General features: G+C 51.9%; 17 protein-coding genes. 7 read left to right on the top strand and 10 right to left on the bottom strand.

From position 1 onward, the window contains the following. Nucleotides 1-82: 82 nt before the first annotated feature. Nucleotides 83-676: an SIS domain-containing protein gene (locus KBZ13_RS01575; RefSeq protein WP_255005276.1), complete on the bottom strand. Its 594-nt coding sequence runs from the start codon at nt 674-676 to the stop codon at nt 83-85. A gap of 542 nt (nt 677-1,218) precedes the next feature. Here KBZ13_RS01575 and KBZ13_RS01570 point away from each other — a divergent pair. From KBZ13_RS01570 to KBZ13_RS01540, 7 genes are all read left to right on the top strand, one after another. Beyond that, the gene (locus tag KBZ13_RS01570) at nt 1,219-3,060 is read left to right on the top strand and encodes a thiamine pyrophosphate-binding protein (RefSeq protein ID WP_255005275.1); all 1,842 of its coding nucleotides are present in this window, start codon (nt 1,219-1,221) and stop codon (nt 3,058-3,060) included. Beyond that, the gene (locus tag KBZ13_RS01565) at nt 3,048-3,851 is read left to right on the top strand and encodes an SDR family oxidoreductase (protein WP_255005274.1); all 804 of its coding nucleotides are present in this window, start codon (nt 3,048-3,050) and stop codon (nt 3,849-3,851) included. The genes KBZ13_RS01570 and KBZ13_RS01565 overlap by 13 nt, the downstream gene beginning before the upstream one ends. Beyond that, nucleotides 3,851-4,687, top strand: a complete 837-nt coding sequence (locus tag KBZ13_RS01560) for a sugar phosphate isomerase/epimerase family protein (protein ID WP_315859586.1) — start codon at nt 3,851-3,853, stop codon at nt 4,685-4,687. Before KBZ13_RS01565 ends, KBZ13_RS01560 begins: the two co-directional genes overlap by 1 nt. A 9-nt stretch (nt 4,688-4,696) precedes the next feature. Further along, nucleotides 4,697-5,449, top strand: a complete 753-nt coding sequence (locus tag KBZ13_RS01555) for an SDR family NAD(P)-dependent oxidoreductase (protein WP_255005273.1) — start codon at nt 4,697-4,699, stop codon at nt 5,447-5,449. Further along, on the top strand, nt 5,446-6,282 hold the full coding sequence (locus KBZ13_RS01550; protein ID WP_255005272.1) for an SDR family oxidoreductase: 837 nt from the start codon (nt 5,446-5,448) through the stop codon (nt 6,280-6,282). Before KBZ13_RS01555 ends, KBZ13_RS01550 begins: the two co-directional genes overlap by 4 nt. Next, nucleotides 6,279-7,436, top strand: coding sequence for an FkbM family methyltransferase (locus tag KBZ13_RS15680; RefSeq protein WP_255005271.1), 1,158 nt, complete (start codon nt 6,279-6,281; stop codon nt 7,434-7,436). Before KBZ13_RS01550 ends, KBZ13_RS15680 begins: the two co-directional genes overlap by 4 nt. A 117-nt stretch (nt 7,437-7,553) precedes the next feature. Next, nucleotides 7,554-8,591, top strand: a complete 1,038-nt coding sequence (locus KBZ13_RS01540) for an NAD-dependent epimerase/dehydratase family protein (RefSeq protein ID WP_255005270.1) — start codon at nt 7,554-7,556, stop codon at nt 8,589-8,591. Nucleotides 8,592-8,997: 406 nt separating this feature from the next. Here the strand turns inward: KBZ13_RS01540 and KBZ13_RS01535 are convergent, their stop codons facing one another. The 9 genes from KBZ13_RS01535 to KBZ13_RS01495 form a co-directional block, all read right to left on the bottom strand. Continuing rightward, a complete protein-coding gene (locus KBZ13_RS01535) occupies nt 8,998-9,987 on the bottom strand; it encodes a glycosyltransferase (RefSeq protein WP_255005269.1) in 990 nt (329 codons plus the stop codon). Further along, nucleotides 9,984-10,490, bottom strand: a complete 507-nt coding sequence (locus KBZ13_RS01530) for a KdsC family phosphatase (protein ID WP_255005268.1) — start codon at nt 10,488-10,490, stop codon at nt 9,984-9,986. Before KBZ13_RS01530 ends, KBZ13_RS01535 begins: the two co-directional genes overlap by 4 nt. Beyond that, nucleotides 10,480-11,361: an N-acetylneuraminate synthase family protein gene (locus KBZ13_RS01525; RefSeq protein WP_255005267.1), complete on the bottom strand. Its 882-nt coding sequence runs from the start codon at nt 11,359-11,361 to the stop codon at nt 10,480-10,482. Before KBZ13_RS01525 ends, KBZ13_RS01530 begins: the two co-directional genes overlap by 11 nt. Nucleotides 11,362-11,584: 223 nt before the next feature. After that, nucleotides 11,585-13,096 (bottom strand): lipopolysaccharide biosynthesis protein RfbH, encoded by a 1,512-nt coding sequence (rfbH, locus tag KBZ13_RS01520; RefSeq protein ID WP_255005266.1) that lies wholly within the window; start codon nt 13,094-13,096, stop codon nt 11,585-11,587. Nucleotides 13,097-13,103: 7 nt separating this feature from the next. Then, nucleotides 13,104-13,349 (bottom strand): hypothetical protein, encoded by a 246-nt coding sequence (locus tag KBZ13_RS01515; protein ID WP_255005265.1) that lies wholly within the window; start codon nt 13,347-13,349, stop codon nt 13,104-13,106. Further along, nucleotides 13,328-13,597 carry a hypothetical protein gene (locus KBZ13_RS01510; protein ID WP_255005264.1) on the bottom strand — a complete coding sequence of 90 codons (270 nt, stop codon included), beginning with the start codon at nt 13,595-13,597 and terminating at the stop codon, nt 13,328-13,330. The genes KBZ13_RS01515 and KBZ13_RS01510 overlap by 22 nt, the downstream gene beginning before the upstream one ends. Beyond that, the gene (gene rfbG / locus KBZ13_RS01505) at nt 13,597-14,700 is read right to left on the bottom strand and encodes a CDP-glucose 4,6-dehydratase (RefSeq protein ID WP_255005263.1); all 1,104 of its coding nucleotides are present in this window, start codon (nt 14,698-14,700) and stop codon (nt 13,597-13,599) included. Before rfbG ends, KBZ13_RS01510 begins: the two co-directional genes overlap by 1 nt. Continuing rightward, nucleotides 14,697-15,470, bottom strand: coding sequence for a glucose-1-phosphate cytidylyltransferase (gene rfbF / locus KBZ13_RS01500; RefSeq protein ID WP_255005262.1), 774 nt, complete (start codon nt 15,468-15,470; stop codon nt 14,697-14,699). Before rfbF ends, rfbG begins: the two co-directional genes overlap by 4 nt. A 432-nt stretch (nt 15,471-15,902) precedes the next feature. After that, entirely contained in the window at nt 15,903-16,010 is a 108-nt protein-coding gene (locus KBZ13_RS01495) for a type II toxin-antitoxin system RelE family toxin (RefSeq protein WP_255005261.1), read from the bottom strand. Between the last annotated feature and the right edge of the window lie 160 nt (nt 16,011-16,170).

Here is a 16,170-nt window from a genome sequence, read left to right as displayed (position 1 = left end):
AGCGAAAAGCTCATAGGCTTCGCTGCGAGCGCTGAAACATGACAGATCAAGCATTGCATACGATTGTAATCGAGAAAGATTTTCATTCGGGGATCAACCGCTCCTCAATTATTTTGCATATCATATGCCAAGCAAGTATGTGGCTCTCCTGAATTCTTGCAGTGTTGGTTGAATCAACCATGAGTAGATGGTCGCACAGTGGGACCATATCCATGCCTCTGCTCCCCGTGAAGCCCACCGTTGTCGCTCCTTGATTGCGCGCTACTCGCAGCGCTCTCAACACATTTTTCGATTGCCCGCTCGTACTGATAGCTGCAAAGCAATCACCCGGCTTGACCAACGCCCTGGCTTGCCGTGCAAACACCTCTTCAAAGGTTATGTCGTTGGCAATGGCCGTAAGAACGGAACTATCGGTGGTCAATGCAACTGCAGCAATCGGTCGGCGACTGAGCTGGTAACGCCCCATCAGCTCGGCCGCCACGTGTTGGGCATCTGCAGCACTGCCTCCATTGCCGCAGAGGTAGACTGTACGACCCACTTCATCGACATCAAGAATCAACTTGGCAATCGAGGTGAGTACAGAAATTGATTCACCTAGCCTGGAAAGGACGCTAAGTGCATCGCTGAGCTCTTGGCCTAATGTATCAGTGTAGAGATGTTCTTCGGAACTTGGCATAATATTCAAGTAATTCAGCTGTTCAAAATGGTGGCTTGATTCCGAAATGGATTCTAGCCTGCAAAGCTGAGTAATTAGGCTCATTATCGAAGAGGTGAGGGAATTGGCATGAAAATTTCTTCATCATTACCCAAGTTCACTTGGATCTCTGGGCAGAGGTCGATGGTTAAAATCCTCAAGATTCCTCTGCGCTCGATGGATAACGAATGGTTAAGGCAAGTAAAAATGCCTTTATGAGCAGGAATGCTGCCGATGAAAGCTGATTTGGATTGTGAGTTTAAATATCTTTCTTAATGAATTTTACCCGGGGAGGCCTTGAACGAGGCTGAACATGCAGAGCATTGCCAAGAAATGCACTATCTTGAAAGTGCCTCCAGCAAATATGGGAATTAAAGAATAGACGTTTCCTAGTGACGCAAGTCGCTAGCCATAATGTGCTATTTATGCTCGGTCATTTTCCTGTTTTACATTAGTCGATTCTTGGTCAAAATAATAATTTCTGCATCTTTGCTTGGGCTTAAGCTCATGGTTTGGTTTTTGCCTTGGAAATCATCCACAAGCCTGTTAGACTAGGCATTGCTGGAGGTTTATTCGCTAACCTACCGTTTCGGAGTTGTGCATTGAATGTAGCCGAATTTCTTCTTCAATCTGTTATTAATCTTGGCACGGATACAGCATATTGCTTGACAGGTGGGATGGCCACGCATCTTCATTATGCAGCAGCAAATTCTAGCCTTAATTTATTATACTGTAATCATGAACAGGCTTGTGTTGCATCGGCTGATGGCTATGCAAAGGCTTTTGATTATCTTCGCCCAGGCTTGGCGATTGTAACCTCAGGACCTGGCGTGACAAATATTGCTACGTCTATTGCCTCGGCGTATCATGATTCAGTTCCTGTTGTGATTCTGGCGGGTCAGGTTAAATCCGCAGATATCAATCGATTTGGCCTCAGAAGCCATGGCGCTCAGGAGGTTCCTTCTTTGGATGTGATTAGGCCAATCGCCAAGAGCGTACTCCGCTATGATCCTGCCGAGATTGATGATGAGAGCCTTGCCTTGGTGTTAGCCAAGTCTGTATCTGGACGCATGGGCCCAGTTCTTATTGAAGTCCCATTAGATTTCCAGGCAATTGATGTAGACAATGCAAAATCTAGGCTTGATCTAATCATTTCGATTATCCACGGCCATAGGTCAACACGCCTGGCACCTTCGGAAGGATCTGGCCATTGGTTGCAGACATACTGGCGCGGGGCTTCACGTCCAGTGCTCTTTATTGGGAACGGTACCAGGATCTCAGGTGTTTCCCGAGATCGTATAAGGTCATTGGCTGAGACACTCAATGTTCCGACGCTATTCAGTTGGCCTAGTGCTGATTTGCTTGATTCAGGACATGGTCTAAATTTTGGATGCCCAGGTGGATTGGCGTCGACCCACAGTAATAGAATACTTCAGAATGCTGATGCAGTAATTTTTCTTGGCGCTAGATTGGATTTGTTGACTACTGGTTTTAATCCTTCAGCATTTGGCAGGCGAGCGCATCGCCTTGTTATTGATGTCGATGGTTTGGAGTTGGAAAAATTTGCCAAGATTGAGTTTCTTGATTGTTGTCATTCTGATGCATCAGAAGCACTGGATTGGCTGAGGGCCATGGCAGCAGGGCCTGTTGATGCACATGAAGCCTGGTTTTCTCAGTGTTTGTCTTGGAAGCAGGAAGATGAGCGTCATGAAATGAGGTGTCTTGGTGCTGGCGGAGCCCTCAATGCTAGAAATATTTCCCTTGCTTTGACAGATACTTTGTCTAATATGATTTTTGTTACAACTGCGTCTGGTTATGCTATCGAAGGCATCGCAAGATTCTTCCGCCCTGCAAACGGTAATCGGATTATCTACGGTGGGCATTCTCTGGGGTCTATGGGCCTTGGCCTCCCAACAGCAGTAGGCGCTGCGGCGGCTCGCGTTGGCAGAGTGGTCTGCCTGGAGGGGGATGGCGGATTAATGCTCAATGTCCAGGAATTGGCGACTATTCAGGCCAATCCAGAGCTTGATATATCAATTATTTTGCTTAACAATGGAGGCTATGTGTCGATATCCCGTTCACAGCTGCGCACTTTTGGAGAGGAATTTGGAGCCTCACCGTCTTCCGGTTTATCATCTCCTGATCTTGAACAATTATCCTCCGCGTTCGGGCTCAAATACAGGCTCGTCGACAGCCCTAGGGCATTGATGGACACTCTTGAGGAAATCAAGCAGGGAGGTAGTAGGCTGATGATAAATCTAATGATTGATGCTGATGGCTATCGTGGCCCCTCTATCGTGACGCGCTTCCGAGATGATGGTACTCCTTATTCTACTGATCTCGAGGAAGTGTCATGGACGGTGTGAGTGTTGATGAGGGCAATACACATTTTGCCTCGCCGAGCAGTGGACTCCCTTTTCCCTTTTCTTTGTTTGATCTTCGGGGGAGGACAGTGTTAGTCGCGGGTGCTTCACGCGGCATCGGTGCGACGCTTGCGGAAGGTCTATCAGCTGCAGGTGGTGACGTGATTGGCTGTGGACGAACGGCCTGTGAGCAGATATCATCTCAAGTGTTTGACTATCGCGTTTGTGACCTTACAGATGGTGGCGCTTTTCAGGCGTTGTGTGCGGACATTGCATCTTCGAGAAAAAATATTGATGCATTTGTTTTCTCGGCAGGCGTTACTTATCCCTCACAATCTGCCCTTCAAAACATGGACGACTTTTCCAGAACCATCTCGACTAATCTTTTGGCCGCATATAGCTGTACACTCTCGGCGCTTCAGTGGATGAGTGGCCCAGCTTCAATCGTTTTCATTACCAGTGTTAATTCAGCATTGGGATTCCCTGGAAATCCAGGGTATGCGGCTGCCAAGGGCGGGCTCAGGCAATTAGCAAAAGCACTGGCTGTTGATCTGGGAGATATGGGAATACGTGTCAACTGCTTAGCACCAGGATATGTGAAAACTGCAATGACAGCTGAGAGCTATGCTGATTCGACTCGTCGTAGGCAAAGAATTCAACGAACCATACTCGGGCGCTGGGGGGAACCTGTGGATTTGGTTGGAGCAATTCTTTTTCTTGTCTCAGACGCATCTCTTTATGTCACAGGCCAAGATATTTTTGTTGATGGAGGCTGGACAGCAAAGGGATTGTAATGAGGAAGATTGGATTTATGCAAGGTAGGCTTTCTCCGCTTGTTGATGGCCGCATACAGGCATTCCCTTGGAGCTGCTGGGAGGATGAATTTATTCGCGGTTCCCAAGCAGGGTTTGATCTTATTGAATGGACTATCGATCACGAGCGCCTTCACGAGAATCCACTGTTGAGTACATCGGGCCGAAGCACAATACGCCATCTAAGTGATGAAATGAGATTGACAGTCGCCTCGGTGACCGGAGACTGCTTTATGCAGGCTCCTTTTTGGAAAGCGGAAGGCTCGATCAGGAGACATTTGCTTAACGAATTTAACTACGTCCTACAGGCGTGTGAAATGTTGGGAGTTTCCTTCCTAGTTGTTCCCCTGGTAGATTCAGGTAGTATCGATAACCATGAGCAGATATCCGCACTTCTCGACGACTTAATGCCTTGGACTTATTGGCTTCTTGACAGGAAAATCTCAATACTTTTTGAGTCAGACTTTGGTCCCCAGGAGCTTGGTGAAATGATTGGTCAGTTTCCATCTATAGCATTTGGTGTGAATTACGATGTGGGTAACAGCGCTTCTCTGGGATGGAACCCACATGAGGAGATTTCTGTTTATGGTGATCGCATTATGAATGTTCATGTCAAAGATCGTTTGCGGGGTGGTGAGAGCGTACCTCTAGGTCAAGGAGATGCAGACTTCGCAATGGTGTTCGGAGAGCTTGAACGCGTCAGCTATTCCGGTGATTTCATTTTGCAGACAGCTCGTGCCGTCGACGACGATCATCTAGGTGCTTTGGTGGTATACCTCAATATGGTTAAGGGCTGGCTGAAGGACTCTATTTCTTAGGAGAACACGATGGACCTTGGCCTTGATGGACGCCTTGCCTTAGTTACGGGAGCTTCGTCTGGAATTGGCGAGGGTGTTGCTCGCATCCTGGTTCAAGAAGGTTGTCGGGTGCTTGTTAATGCACGTCATTCTTCCAAGCTCGAAATTGTTTCCGATGAGATTGGTGCAGAGGCCTTTTTCTCTGCTGATGTTTCTACCGCGAGTGGTGTTAATAAGCTGGTCGATTGGGTGACTAACCGATTTGGCTTGTTGGATGTTCTGGTCTGCAATGTAGGATCTGGACGTTCGCTTACAGGTCTTCAAGAAGGGCTGGCTGAATGGGAGATGATGCTGCGGATTAATCTTTTTTCCGCAACTTTACTTGTCAAGACTATCGCACCGCTGATGCGTGGGGCTGGCGGGTCAATTGTCTGCGTTTCATCGATCTGTGGGCTCGAGTCATTGGGTGCTCCTCTGGCGTATTCAGCTGCCAAGGCTGCTCTAAACAGTTACGTTCGTGGTGCGTCGCGGCACCTTGCGCCTGATTCTATTCGCATCAATGCTATTGCACCTGGAAATATTATATTTCCAGGCTCTGTTTGGGAGTCTAAATTGAAAACGGATGCTATTGGCGTGAAGCAGATGATTTCGCGTGAAGTTGCTTTGGGCCGTTTCGGCACTATCAATGAAGTTGCATCGTGTGTGGTATTCCTAGCTTCGCCACTTTCTGCCTTCGTCACTGGTGAAGTTTTTGTTGTCGATGGGGGGCAAGTAAAATCGTGAGCTTGATTTTGCCGAAAGCTTTCAATCTATCTGGCAGGGTGGCCGTTGTTACTGGTGGAGGCGGGTTACTGGGGCGTGAACATGCGTTAGCACTAGCGGAATTGGGCGCAACTGTGGTGGTTGCTGATCTCGCAGAAGAAGCGGCTTATGCTGTCTCCGAGGAAGTGAATGCCATTGATTATCCTGGATGCGCAATTTCATCATGGATAGATGTAACGTGCCAGAGAAGTATCGAGGCTCTGGCTTGCAGGTTGGAGAGTGACTTTGGGACCGCTGACGTACTAGTAAACAATGCATCAATTGATCCGAAGGTAGGCACTCAGGGATTATTTGAACCGTCAAGATTGGAAAGTCTAGATCGAGGCTCGTGGCAATTACAGATTGATGTCGGCTTGACTGGGGCATTATTATGCTCTAAAGAGTTTGGAACGCGGATGGCCAATAATGGCCGTGGTGTCATCCTCAACATTGCTTCCGACCTTTCTGTGATTAGCCCTGATCAGCGACTCTATAGATTGGCTGAGTGTGATGAGAATTCGCAGCCAGTGAAGCCAGTGTCGTATTCAGTGATTAAGGCAGGGATGCTCGGACTTACGCGCTATTTGGCCACCTACTGGCCTGGTGGGGTTGTGCGGGCGAATGCCCTCTCTCCGGGAGGTGTTTTTAATGGACAGAGTTCTACATTCGTTGAAAAGCTCAACGATCGCATTCCGATGGCTCGTATGGCCCGTACAGATGAGTACAGGGGTGCTGTTCAGTTCCTTTGTTCTGATGCATCGTCCTACATGACTGGACAAAATCTTATAATTGACGGTGGGAGATCGGTTTGGTGACAATACCAATGGATAAAATGAATCAGGCGATATCAGAACTTTCGTATTCTGACTTCAGGAATATTCTGCAAAATGCGCAGCAGCGGGCAAATATTAGGCTTATGGAAGTTAGTAAAATGGCAAATATTGGCCGGGTAGGTTTCTTCGGCTTCGGAGGGAAAGGACGTGGGCTTGCCTCTCACATTCGTGCCACATCCAACGTTGAGCTCATTATCTACGACTCTGATCCTGCCGTTCGTGCTCGTGCTTTAGCTGAAGGTTTTGATGTAGTAGAGGACCTTTATTCGATACAGAGTTCCGAGGGGATCGTCATTCTTGGCGCATGTCAGTCGCAGCTCGAACAGGCGCGAGAAGTAGGGGCCAGAGCTGTTTTTTTTCAAGAAGCTGCCCATCTGTTTGATGCCCCCCATCTTGCAAACAAAGTACGTGAGTTTTCTGAATGGGTAGTCGCAAATCTAGACTCCCTCTACAGGACCTACATGCTCGTACATCCTCGCTCTCGCGAGGCCTTCATGGCAGTTATTAGATTCCGCAATTCACTTGATCCAAGAGATCTTGTTGATACTAGAAGGAATAATCGTAATATGTGGTTTGACATTATTGAAACAGGCTCCACAAGAGACTACAAAATATTTCTCGATGTAGGCGCTTTCGATGGAGATACAATTCGGCAGGCATTTTCAAGGTTGTTGATTCAACGTGCGATTGCTGTTGAGGCGAACGCAGCGCTTTTTCCTCAGATACGATCTTCAGGAATCGGAATCTCTGAAGAGGTCCTGATTGTGCCTTATGCTGCATGGTCACACCGTTGTCGCCTAAAAGCAACTGAGGTGAGAGGTGGGATGGTTTCTGTCATCGAGGCCGATGATGGAGAGTTAGAGGCCGCTCCAATCGACGAAAGTGTCAACGAATCTGTTGATCTTATTAAGATCGACATAGAAGGTGCCGAGATCAACGCACTCGTTGGTTTGCGCTCTGTTCTACAGGGTTTTCCTGACCTTGCGATAGCCGCATATCACAAGCCACAAGATCTAGCTACAATTCCTGATTACCTTTTTGGTCATGGTTATCGTGTGGAGAATTTTGACCTCCATGTCGCACACTATAGCGACTGTCTCGATGATACTATTATCTATTTTCTGAGAAAACAGTGACTTTTCGTACAAGATGCCTAATCTGAGGCATTTTTTCCACTTCAAGATGAGAGGTTCTCTTATTGCCTCTATTAGTGCTAGGGCGCATTGACGTATTGTTAGAAGAGCGAGACTGTTATGTCTAAGTCAGTTTCTGATTTCTTATGGGATTGTGCCGGATACTCTGTCCTTTGGTCATCCCTTAAGAATCAAACCGTACTTATTAGCGGAGGAACAGGGTTTCTAGGTTCTCCACTTGTTGGCTTGGCATGCGAGGCGAATATCCGTTTTAATCTTAATTTAAGACTTACATTGATCACCCGTAGCATTCCTAAAACCTTGGCTCGCTTCCCTTCTTGGAGCACGCAATCTACTATAAGTCTTGTTGAAGTAGATGTTTGTAACCCTTTTTCCCTTAATGGATCTTATTCAGCATGTATCCTAGGGGCTGTAGATTCTAGTAATGTGGGCGGCTTATATTCAAACTCTAAAATTGATGTCATTTTGAAGGGCACGCGTAACTGTCTTGAATTTTGTCGAATAAAGTCAATTCAAAAGATACTATTCCTAAGTTCTGGAGCTGTTTATGAGTGCTCTTTAACTCAAGGCGGGCAAAACTTATCGGAAGATATTAAACTTCATACGCCAATTGAAAGCGAACTCAATGATTATGCTCATGCAAAGTTGATGGCTGAGAGCATGTGCTCTAATTTTCACAAGCAATATGGCGTTGATTTTACAATTGCGCGCTGTTTCGCTTTTGTTGGTCCTTCAATGCCAGTCAATGCACATTTTGCCATTGGTAACTTTATACGTGATGCTCTGTATTCTGATTCCGTGGTTGTCAAGGGAGACGGTTTGGCTGTACGCTCCTACCTCTATACATTTGATTGTGCATTTTGGCTTTGGTCCCTTTTGGTATCGGCGAGTGGCATTGAAGTCGTCAATGTCGGCTCTGATGTTGGTATGACAATTTTGGAGATTGCTACAATTGTTCGTAACTTGCTTTCGCCTAGTAAGTCGATCGATATTTTAAGCACATCTACTTTAGTTACAAGACGCAATTACTATCTACCAGATATTAGTCGTGCACGCCTGCTTCATGGCCTCGAGGTATGGACTTCTCTTGAGCATGCGATCAAGGCCACTGCACTACACCATGATCTAGGTATTTAGCCTTATTAGCTTCTTTACCAATGGTTTTGCTTGTTGGAGTTGTACAACCACCTTGACCATAGAAAACCCATTGCAATCCCAGCGAATAAGCCTGAAAGAACCAATGTTTCGCGCGAAAGATAACCTGACAGGACTTTCACATAGAGGAATCCTAGAATAGATACCGGAAGGATTGCCACCAAATATAGTTGAAATGATTTACTGAGCGGCCTTGAGCTTGGATAAACGTAGTAGTGGTAGCAGGTGAAGCGAATTAGGTGCACTGTGCATTCTGTACATAGGTACGCGATTATTGCACCTATTGGATACAGAATCCAGAACAAAAAAGGACCCAGCAGAGTAAAACAAGCACCCGCTACAATGTATCTTTGAAGTGCATTTCTTGGTGGCATTTAGGCGCCTGCGTTCATTGCTTTATTGTCTTTTGAAGCACTTGTGCACGAACACGAGGGCGTTTGTATGTCATACGCTGGTTCTCGATTTGGAATGAGAGCATTGCAAGCATGAGGCTTTGCACGCCCAGGCTCAGCAATACAAGCAGCATGATTGTAGGGGTGCCTGCTGTATAGCCACTTTGTCCGCTGACCACGCGAATTAGAAGTGTTATCCCTAGAAGTAGGCTTGCAAGTAAGGAAGTTGCACCAAGGCTTGTCATGAATCGGCTATTAAGTGCATCTCCACTAAGAATGGTCTCGGCTGCAAAGCTTACATATCCCCACAATCCATAGCTTGATGTACCATATCTTCTTTTTGGCTTCTTATAGTTTATATGAATCGGTTGTACCAATGAGTTGTATAAGGCAGTCCGAAAACCTTGTGGATTGTTACGCCAGGCTCTAATGGCATCTTTCATCGCTAATTGCTTATAACATCCGAAGCCATGAAAGCCGTTCGGGATGGTTTTATTGCGGCTTCCTGCGTCTAACAGGGAGTAGTATATGTGCCGTGCGGCTCTCATTAATGCCCATTCATCTGTATTGCTTTTTATCGCGACTATGCCATCATATTTTTCTTCTGCTAGTACTAGCATATTTAGCATCTCTGCAACTAGCTCGGGTGGATCTTCAAGGTCTGATGCTATCAGTACATAAATATCCGACTGAGTGTTAGCAAGTGCATTGACACCAGAAATTTCCGGTCCATAGTTCCTTGCATTGAGAAGTACTTTTACGCGTTCGTCTTGATTCGCTATTTCAGCTAGTACTTTGGCTGTGTGGTCTGTGCTTGCGTTGTCGGCAATTGTTAGGGAAAATGCGAATCTATGCGGATTCCTTTGCTGATTCTTAAATGCTTCATATGCATCAACACATTGTTTGTATAGTGGCCATACGTTTTCGGCTTCATTGAGACATGAGCAAACAAAGCCTATTTTCAGATATCTGTTCTCGATACTCATTTGTTTTGAGTTTCCTGACTGGCTCTTTTGAGTGTAAGTTCAATGAAATCCCTAACGGCCCCTTCCCCACCCTTTAACTCTGATGTGTAAGATGCTCGTTTCATTACTTCTTTCTGCGCATTCGCCGGGGCTGCGCTGTAGCCTGCTAAATCCAGCGCTTCGAGATCATTGACATCGTCACCCATGAATGCGACCTGTGACAGTGCGAGTTTATTTCGGTTTGCAAAAGTTCGCAAGGCAGAAGCTTTGTCATTGCAATCTTTGAATACATCTTTGATCCCCATCTTTGCCGCAAACCTGTCAACTAAAGGACTACCTTCGCCAGATATCAAGCTGAAGATCAGTCCAGCCTTTTGGCCTATTGAGATTCCCATGATGTCGGCAAAGCAAAACCGCTTCCATTCCTCTCCATTTGGCCCCCACCAAAAGCTTCCATCGGTCAGGACGCCATCCACGTCGAGTGCAATCGCCTTGATGTCCTGGAACTTGGTACTAGCGGTCACGCCATCCCCCTACTCTCCTTAACTTTTCCATCACAGGAACTTCTCGAGGGAGAACGCGCTTTACGCCGTCGCCCATGGATGTTTCGACGAGGCGGATGTCGCGAACGAGCCGTTTGAACCCACTTGGCTCTAGAGATGCAGCCTGATCTGTTCCCCAAAGTGATCGGTCTATTGTAATGTGGCGTTCAATGACGGAAGCCCCGAGTGCTGTAGCCGCCACACTTGATGCAATTCCTGTTTCGTGGCCAGAGTAACCTACGGGTACGTCATACTGTTGCATTAGTACTGGTATAATGCGTAGATTGAGCTCTTCATAGTAGGCAGGGTATGTGCTGCAGGAATGCAGAAGAACAAGATTTTGCTTCCCGAGAACTTGGACAGCATCGTGTATTTCATCATGGCTGCTCATGCCTGTAGATAAAAGAATAGGCCCACCTGCTTTGCGCGTGTGGAGAAGTAGGTTGTGATCGGTAAGAGACGCGGATGCTATTTTCCAGCAGGGTGGATTGAATGTCGAGATGAAGTCGACAGATTCTTCGTCCCAGCAGGAGGCAAACCAGTCGATTTGCTTTGATCGGCAGTAGTCGTCGATCCATTTATACTCTTTCATTCCAAACTCAAGTGCTCTCTTCAAATCTCCATTTGTTGTGCCGAACGGACTTTCCCGAGCACGTAGTAGCTCTTCTTCGCCGTAGACTTTTTCTATTGTGCGCTTCTGAAACTTTACTGCATCGCAGCCTGCATCAATGGCTGAGTCTATTAATTCTCGGCATAGTTGAATGTCACCGTTGTGGTTGATGCCAATCTCGGCAATTATGTATGCTGGATTTTTTTCGCCAATTGTCCGTCCTCTGATTTTGGTGAGAGCCATGCCTCAATTTTTGCCATGTCTTTTGGATTTTACCATTGCTTGGACGCGCAATGACTCGTGATAACTGGTTTCCGACAAATTCTGACTTTCTACGATTGGCTGATTCTGATAGGTTTGTTTGGCATGCATTTACTTTGTGGTAAAAGTATGCAATCCTTCCCGTGGTCGAATCATGTCAAACTTTTAACTTGTCTTGTATAAGTCGTTGCCACGGCGGTACTTCCTATTCCTTATTGATATATCTTTTGATGAATTTATTGACTTCATTGGAGATCTTGCCGAACTGTGCAAAGTTTAACCCCGGATAGGTTCCCAGAAACAAGGCCCGCTCCATCAACCCATCAGCCCCTTCCATCTGCCCTGCCACCCCCCGTAGCGCCTCCGGCCGATCCTGGCGCAGTTGCACAAATGCCGGCTGCCGCAGCAAGTTCCCTCCAAACAACATGCGGCTGCCAATTCCCTCAGCCGCCAAGTGCCGTCCAAGTTCCGAATTCGTGAACGGCGCCTCCGGCCGCACGAGCAGCAGAAACCCGAACCAACTGCAGTCGCTCCGGCAACCACTCGCATCCCACTGGACGTCTCCGGATTCCGGATCGAAACCCGTGGCATGGGTGGGCAGGCCGAAGTCGAACAGGTGGGAGAGGGGCTCCAGTTCACACCTCAGCTGAAGCCAGTTGCGCTTACGCGCCTCCACGAACCCCGGCAGCCGCCTCAGTTGCACCCGCCCGATCGCCGCCTGCAGATCCAGGGGTTTGAGGTTGTAGCCCAGGTGGGAATAGATGTATTTGTGGTCGTAACCGGGCGGCAACTCCCCCAGCTGCCAGCCGTAGCGCTTGCCGCACGTATCGTCGCGGCCGCTCTGGCACCAGCAGTCGCGGCCCCAGTCGCGCAGGCTCTCGGCGATGCGCCTGAGGCGGCCGTTGGCGCTCACCACGTTCACAGCGCCGCCCTCGCCCATGGTGATGTGGTGGGGCGGATAGAAGCTCTGGGTGCTCAGATCGCCCCAGGTGCCCGTGTAGCGCACCACCCGCTCGGAGCCCTCATCCAGGCCTGGGCTGTTCTCGCTGAATCCCAGCCACTCGGCCAGCGGCCTGGGCATCGAATAGGTGGAGCCGAGGGCATCGCAGTTGTCCTCGATCAGCCAGAGGTCATGGCGGCGGCAGAAGCCCAGCACCGCAGCGATGTTGAAGGGGTTGCCCAGGGCATGGGCCAGCATCACGGCTTTGGTCTTGCCCGGGGAGTAAGCCGCCTCCAGCTGGTCCACCCGCAGATTGGCGGTGATCGGGTCGGCATCCACGAACACCGCCACGCAGCCGTTCTGCAGGATCGGCGCCACGGTGGTGGGGAACCCCGCCGCGCAGGTGATCACCTCATCGCCTGGCCGCAGCCGCCGCTCCGCTTCGATCAGCGGTGAGGTCAACGTGCTCAGGGCAATCAGGTTGGCCGAGGAGCCCGAATTGACCAGCAGCGAGGAGCGCACCCCCAGGAAGGCCGCCAGCTCGCGCTCGAAGGCCTCACCCTCGGCCCCCAAGGTGAGCCAGAAATCGAGGCTGCTGGCCACCGCCGCCTCTACCTCCTCTTCCCCGAAGACTCTTCCGGCGTAGGGGATCGGCCCACCTCTCCAGGTTGGGCGCCCCGGGTCATCGGCGGGCAGGTGTTGGGCGTGGACCTGCCGGGCATACTCGCGAGTGAGCGCGAGGATCTGCGTTTTGAGTTCCTCGGGGCTTTGGGTCATCAACCAATCAAACTCCAACAGGGAGTTGAGATTTCAGGGGATCAGCGAGGAGACGGACCATTCCTGAAGGATCGCGGATGTCGAGGCACAGCAAGGTGGAACCGATGAATTCAATGGTGTAGCCGTCTCCTTCGATAACCAGATCTGGGATGCCGCGCAGGCTGGGATGCCGGAAGAGGATGGCACCGCTTTCAGTGTCAACGAGACGCTCCATCTGCTTGAGCTGAAGGGTCAGTTGTTGGGAACGATCCATCGGCCTCCTAGGCGGCGATTGTTGATCGTCCGCTCATCGCTTGGGTAGGTCGTCACGACCTTGTTGCCATCCTCGCTCAAAATCACCACCCAAGGCCGCTCTTCCCAGTGAACAACCACACCAAAAGCCCCAGTGGTCGTATCGAGAAAGCTTTCTCCGGCACTCAGCGCCTGGAGCCAGCCCTGCAAACGGTCAGCGCAGACCCCATAGGTCTCGAGCTTGTCGATGGCGTGGCGGCTGAGTTCCACTACGCGCCGCCGCCCATCCGCCGATAGGACTCCAGATCCGCCAGGCAACACTCTAGGGGTCTGGCCCCTTCGTGCACGGCGCGATACCAGCCCACCGTGCGGGTCACCGCCTCCTCAAAGCTCCACAGCGGCCGCCAATCGAGCAGCTGGCGGGCTCGGTCGGAATTGAGCCGAAGCTCGCCGCTCTCGGCCGGGGCCTGGGGATCCGTCTGCTCGCGCCACTGGCCTGGCCAGTGGCGCAGCAGCGTGTCCACCACCTCCGCGACGCTGCGGCTGTCCGCCGGATCGGGCCCGAAGTTGAAGGTGTTCTCGGCCAGGGTGCCGTGATGAAGCCGCTCCGCCAGCAGCAGATAGCCCGCCAGCGGATCGAGCACGTGCTGCCAGGGGCGGATCGCGGCCGGCTGACGCACCACGATTGCTTTTTCAGCCTGCAGCGCCCGGATGGCATCGGGGAGGATTCGGTCGTTGGCCCAGTCGCCGCCGCCGATCACGTTGCCGGCTCTGGCCGTCGCCAGCGTCAGCCCCGGATGCTGGTGGGGGGCCGAGCCCCAGAAGCTCTCCCGCCAACTGTCCACCGCCAGCTCCATCGCCGCCTTGCTGCTGCTGTAGGGGTCATCTCCCCCCAGCCGGTCGTCTTCCTGGAAGGCGGCTACGCCGCCGTGGTTCTCGTACACCTTGTCGGTGGTCACGCAGACCACCGCACAGGGCTCGGGCCGCTGCCGCAGGGCCTCCAGCAGCTGCAACGTGCCGATCACGTTGGTCTGCCAGGTGAGCAGCGGATCGCGGTAGCCCCGTCGCACCAGCGACTGGGCGGCCAGATGGAACACCAGCTCTGGGCGGCACTGCTCAACCAGCTCCCGCACCCCGCCGGGGTCGAGCAGGTTGACTTCGCGATGCCGCAGCCGGTCGGCCCGCGCCCCGGCCAGCCCCAGTTGCTCGAACAGGTTGGGATCCCCTTCCGGCGCCAGGGACAGCCCCCACACCTCCGCCCCCAGCTCCAGCAGCCAGAGCGTGAGCCAGCTGCCCTTGAAGCCCGTGTGGCCGGTGAGCAGCACCCGCCGGCCTTGCCAGAAGGAAGGATCAGGGCTGAGCACAGCGCTCACCACACCTTCCAGGGGGCCTTGCCGCTGGCCCAGAGCTCCTCGAGCTGGGTCTTGTCCCGGAGCGTGTCCATCGGTCTCCAGAAGCCCCGGTGCTGGAAGGCCTCCAGCTCACCCCGGTGGGCCAGGGCCCTCAGCGGTTCGAACTCCCAGGTGGTGGCGTCGCCCTCGATCAGCTCCAGCACCTGGGGTTCGAGCACGAAATAGCCCCCGTTGATCCAGTGGCCATCGCCCTGGGGCTTTTCCTCGAAGCCGCCCACGGACGTCGCCCCTGCCTCGATCAGCAGACTGCCATAGCGGCCGGGGGGCTGCACCGCCGTGACCGTGGCCGGCTTGCCGTGGCTTTTGTGGAAGGCCAGCAGGGCGGTGATGTCCACATCCCCCACCCCATCGCCATAGGTTAGGCAGAACGGGCCCTCATCCAGGTGCTCCGCCACCCGCTTGAGGCGGCCGCCGGTGGCGGTGTCCTCGCCAGTGTCCACCAACGTGACCCGCCAGGGTTCGGCCTCCTGACGGTGCACCTCCATGCGGTTGGCGGCCAGATCGAAGGTCACATCGCTCAGGTGAAGGAAGTAGTTGGCGAAGTACTCCTTGATCACATACCCCCGGTAGCCGCAGCAGATCACGAACTCACGGATGCCGTGGTGGCTGTAGGTCTTGAGGATGTGCCAGAGGATCGGTTTGCCGCCGATTTCCAGCATTGGCTTGGGCCGCAGATGGGTCTCTTCGCTGATGCGGGTGCCCAGCCCCCCGGCGAGGATCACGGCTTTCATCGGGGGCGGGAGCTCGGACGGGCCCATGTTGCCGCCTCCCACCCCTCAACACCGCAAGCATCAGTGTCTGCGGTCAGATCCAGCCGGTCGATGGTTGGGATAGGCGGGCTGGGCCATGATCCGCACAACCCCATTTCGATGATGGGACAGGTGGTTGTCCCCGTGCATCAGAGGCCGTCGCGATCACGGAGCTGATCGATCTGCTCGTTGCTGATCAGTTCCGCCTGGATTGACTGAAAGGGGCGGAACCCAGCAACCGCTTGGGGTTTCCTCGCCATTGGCGCCCCATCGCCCGATAGGGCAGCCGGGACGTCGTCCTCAATGTCGAGCGTGATGCACATGACTGCATCGTGGCATCAGTGCATCAAGGCATCACCGGCTCGGGCGCGCTCTGGAGCCTGTTGGCACTGGATCCCGCTGGGCTGTAGCGGTTCAGCGGTCAACCACCCTGCGGTGAGCGATCCGCAGCACCAGGATCACAAGCTCGCTGCGCTGCCATTCGTAGACAACGCGGTAGTGGCCCACCCGTAACCGTGACATTAACCGTCCCACGCTGCGGCTTCCCTCGGGCGCGGGGCCTGTCCGGTCAGGAGTGCGCGGATCAGACCGCCTGCGTCGTTGACACCGGGCACCCGCCCCTGAAACGGCTGATGCAGGGGATCAGGACGATCGCGGATCTGCAGGATTACCAAAGCCCCTG

Origin of the sequence: Cyanobium sp. ATX 6F1, from assembly GCF_024346315.1 — a bacterium.
Lineage (GTDB): Bacteria > Cyanobacteriota > Cyanobacteriia > PCC-6307 > Cyanobiaceae > ATX-6F1.
Note: the sequence above shows the minus strand (reverse complement) of the source record. Positions and strands in the feature narration are given on the sequence as shown.

Bases quoted from the DNA above. Each gene is read 5' to 3' on its own strand.
- KBZ13_RS01575 (WP_255005276.1), bottom strand. From the start codon at position 676: ATGCCAAGTTCCGAAGAACATCTCTACACTGATACATTAGGCCAAGAG.
- KBZ13_RS01565 (WP_255005274.1), top strand. From the start codon at position 3,048: ATGGACGGTGTGAGTGTTGATGAGGGCAATACACATTTTGCCTCGCCG.
- KBZ13_RS01560 (WP_315859586.1), top strand. From the start codon at position 3,851: ATGAGGAAGATTGGATTTATGCAAGGTAGGCTTTCTCCGCTTGTTGAT.
- KBZ13_RS01555 (WP_255005273.1), top strand. From the start codon at position 4,697: ATGGACCTTGGCCTTGATGGACGCCTTGCCTTAGTTACGGGAGCTTCG.
- KBZ13_RS01540 (WP_255005270.1), top strand. From the start codon at position 7,554: ATGTCTAAGTCAGTTTCTGATTTCTTATGGGATTGTGCCGGATACTCT.
- KBZ13_RS01535 (WP_255005269.1), bottom strand. From the start codon at position 9,987: ATGAGTATCGAGAACAGATATCTGAAAATAGGCTTTGTTTGCTCATGT.
- KBZ13_RS01525 (WP_255005267.1), bottom strand. From the start codon at position 11,361: ATGGCTCTCACCAAAATCAGAGGACGGACAATTGGCGAAAAAAATCCA.
- rfbH (WP_255005266.1), bottom strand. From the start codon at position 13,096: ATGACCCAAAGCCCCGAGGAACTCAAAACGCAGATCCTCGCGCTCACT.
- KBZ13_RS01515 (WP_255005265.1), bottom strand. From the start codon at position 13,349: ATGGATCGTTCCCAACAACTGACCCTTCAGCTCAAGCAGATGGAGCGT.
- rfbF (WP_255005262.1), bottom strand. From the start codon at position 15,470: ATGAAAGCCGTGATCCTCGCCGGGGGGCTGGGCACCCGCATCAGCGAA.
- KBZ13_RS01495 (WP_255005261.1), bottom strand. From the start codon at position 16,010: ATGTCACGGTTACGGGTGGGCCACTACCGCGTTGTCTACGAATGGCAG.